This is a genomic window from Mycobacterium sp. DHQP2018-32-09, from assembly GCF_058148405.1.
On record NZ_JBYVYK010000193.1, the window covers coordinates 1 to 395 of the forward strand.

Consider the following 395-nt stretch of genomic DNA (forward strand, 5'->3'; position numbering starts at 1 on the left):
GGCGGAGCAGGTGTTGTAGATCGAGAAGGTGGTGGCTCCCAGATGGTTCGCCGCCAACTCGGTGATATTGAACTCGGGCCGATTGGTGAGCAATGTCGCCAGGACATCGCCACGGCCCAGACCCAGCTCGGCCAGACCGCCGGCCACTCGCTCGACCTCGGCGCCGTACTGCGCCCAGGTCAATACGTAGTCCCTGCCAAAGGCACTGAGCGCGAGCTCATCCGGACGTTCGGCAACGTGGCCCTGGAATGCGCGCGGAAGTGTCTGAGGGGTAGTCATCGAATCTCCAATTTCTAGCTGCTGAAGAGCATTCCGTAGGCCTTGCCGTCGACTCCGCCGGACAGGTCGACGGTGACCATCTTGGGTTCGGTGTACGCGTCAAGGGCGTCCTCGGC

General features: G+C 62.8%; 1 protein-coding gene. It reads right to left on the reverse strand.

Going from position 1 to position 395, the window contains the following annotated elements; genetic code table 11:
- On the reverse strand, window positions 1–279 hold a 279-nt coding region (locus AC30CM_RS27310; protein WP_490120023.1), incomplete at its 3' end, for an AMP-binding protein.
- Window positions 280–395: the final 116 nt, after the last annotated feature.